Source organism: Rivularia sp. UHCC 0363 (assembly GCF_034931125.1).
Taxonomy (GTDB): Bacteria; Cyanobacteriota; Cyanobacteriia; order Cyanobacteriales; family Nostocaceae; genus Rivularia.
In genome coordinates this window covers 1-2,376 of sequence record NZ_JAYGHM010000148.1, presented here as the reverse complement: position 1 = coordinate 2,376, position 2,376 = coordinate 1, and the positions used below count along the sequence as shown (strand labels likewise).

Genomic DNA, 2,376 nt, shown 5'->3' with positions numbered 1-2,376 from the left:
CCTTCTTGAACTCACCAAGTTGTACAATTACATTACCGATATTTTACCGACTCTCGAACCAAGTTTTTTTCTATATATAAAATTTAGATTATTTATATTATCGTTAATATATTATAATAGAAAATATCTTTAGACTAAAACATAAGTAAAGATTAAACATCAAATGCAAGGAACACAATTATCTTTTTTCTCAGATAAAGAAGAAAAAATTGCTATTACAAAAGTAAAAAAACCTAAATTGGGACGTTACGAACGTATACAGCGGAAATTAGAAGAAAACGAATTAGACCCCTATAAAATATTTATTGAAGTAAGTTCGGAACCAATACCAACATCTGATTACACATTTGTAGATTTATTTTGCGGTGCGGGAGGAATGACTCAAGGGTTAGTTCAAGCTGGATTTAAACCATTAGCTAGTGTTGAAATCAGTCCGATCGCTTCGGCAACTCATAATAGAAATTTTCCGCAATCCCATCACTTTTGTGGAGATATTGAACAATTTTCACCTTTAAAATGGCTCGAAAAAATAGGTTCACCGGAAGTAAATTTAGTTGCAGGTGGTCCGCCATGTCAAGGTTTTTCTGTTGCGGGAAAACGCGATCCGAAAGACCCGCGCAATCGTTTATTTTATGAATTTATTCGCGTTGTTTCAGAAATTCGTCCTTGGTACGTTGTGATGGAAAATGTACCGGGAATTTTGACGATTCAAAAGGGAGAAGTAAGAGATTCTATTACAAAAGCATTTAAATCTATTGGTTACGATAATCTATCCGTTGCAATCCTTGAATCTGCTGCATACGGTGTACCGCAAATTCGACCAAGAGCGATATTTATTGTTAACAGATTTGGAATGCCTAATCCTTATCCGAAGGCTCAATTATTAACTGAAGAATACAAAAATATTGAATCAGCTATTTCCGATTTACCGGAATATACCAGAATACCGGAAATAAATCACGAATGGACTAAACATTCACCTGAATATATGGAACGTATTGCTAAAGTTCCACCCGGAGGTTCTCTATATAAGAAATATGCTGATGCTTTTAAGCGTCAATATCCAGGTTTACCAAGTATGACCGTGAAAGAAAATCACGGTGGTACTCATATTCATCCTTATCTTAATCGCGTTATTTCCGCTCGTGAAATGGCAAGATTACAGACATTTCCAGATTCGTTTATTTTTGAAGGTACTATGAAAAAAGCTATGTGGCAAATCGGAAATGCCGTACCTCCACGATTAGCTGAGTATATTGGTTATGCGCTGATTCCTTACTTGAATGATATTGCTTTGAAAACGGAAAACACAGTTTTTCTTAATCATCCCCAGCAGATTCAGCTAACTTTTGATTAAGAGCTTTACGCCAAGTTTCAAAATCATACCAACCACAACCAATACAGCCTTCCTCAGACTCAGCACCTCGTTGATGTGGGGAAGACCAATTTTCATCACCTTTATACCAAAATTTAATACCGAGAGGCGTACCTCTTTTTCCTGTTTTAATACAGCGTTCGCAACTTCTTGATTTTAAAAGATTGTGATTACCAGAAACATCTTTTTTGAGTAATTGAAACTTTTGTCTAATTTCATCCTCGTTCATAGATGTAAGGTGGGGTGATTCGTTTTGTCCCCAACGCTCCATTGGAAAACGATGGTCAATAACTAACTCATGAGATTTCCTTTCTCTTTGTTCAATTACATCTATATATGAATAAACTTGAAGAATTTTTCGGTGCAAAGAAGTAGGTATATTAGCAGCAGAGTTTGCTGATTGTATTTCCCCAATCCACCTATCCCAATTTGTTTTTTGGTAGCAAATATTACAATATTCCTTTTTCGTTTCGATTACCAATCCAGGACGATTCTTTGTACCACGTTGTAATCCTTGTATTCCACCTCCACCAGCATATTGAGCGGATGCAACCGCTTTTCCTTCATGTTCCCGACAATGCCATTTACTATCTGATAATAGATTAAAGACTTTTAATTGTACTGGAGCTTTTTGGAGTTGCTCTCGAATCTGTATTATTAATTCTTGGCTACTCATTCTCTAACTCATCGGCTTTTATTTCCAAATTCTCAAGAAGAACCGAAACACTAATACCTAAGCCATTAGCAAGACTTACAAGAGCGGTGAGGGAAGGATTTCTAACTCCACGTTCCACACCAGATATGTAGGTGCGGTCTAAATTTGCCCGTAGTCCGAGTTCCTCCTGAGAAATTCCCAGTTGTGTCCTTTTGTGTCTCACAAGATGACCAAAAGCACGAAGAATCTTTGTTTTCGATTCATTCATGTGGCGATTGTGACTTGTTGTGGACTATCAGTCTACGGACTATGTGTCACATTAAAAATGATTTTGCTTTGAATTTGG

Annotated in this window: 3 protein-coding genes; 1 reads left to right on the top strand and 2 read right to left on the bottom strand. The window is 36.6% G+C overall.

The window, feature by feature from the left end; translation table 11 throughout:
* The first annotated feature begins 163 nt into the window (after positions 1-163).
* Complete coding sequence (locus VB797_RS34870) at positions 164-1,357, top strand: DNA cytosine methyltransferase (RefSeq protein ID WP_323242378.1); 1,194 nt, start codon at positions 164-166, stop codon at positions 1,355-1,357.
* On the opposite strand, the gene VB797_RS34865 is transcribed toward VB797_RS34870, so the two are convergent.
* Entirely contained in the window at positions 1,320-2,051 is a 732-nt protein-coding gene (locus VB797_RS34865; RefSeq protein WP_323242377.1) for a restriction endonuclease, read from the bottom strand. The two genes, VB797_RS34870 and VB797_RS34865, sit on opposite strands and share 38 nt — an antisense overlap.
* Positions 2,044-2,298 (bottom strand): helix-turn-helix transcriptional regulator, encoded by a 255-nt coding sequence (locus VB797_RS34860; RefSeq protein ID WP_323242376.1) that lies wholly within the window; start codon positions 2,296-2,298, stop codon positions 2,044-2,046. Before VB797_RS34860 ends, VB797_RS34865 begins: the two co-directional genes overlap by 8 nt.
* Between the last annotated feature and the right edge of the window lie 78 nt (positions 2,299-2,376).

Coding starts and splice junctions, on each gene's coding strand:
- VB797_RS34870 (WP_323242378.1), top strand. CDS start 164: ATGCAAGGAACACAATTATCTTTTTTCTCAGATAAAGAAGAAAAAATT.
- VB797_RS34865 (WP_323242377.1), bottom strand. CDS start 2,051: ATGAGTAGCCAAGAATTAATAATACAGATTCGAGAGCAACTCCAAAAA.
- VB797_RS34860 (WP_323242376.1), bottom strand. CDS start 2,298: ATGAATGAATCGAAAACAAAGATTCTTCGTGCTTTTGGTCATCTTGTG.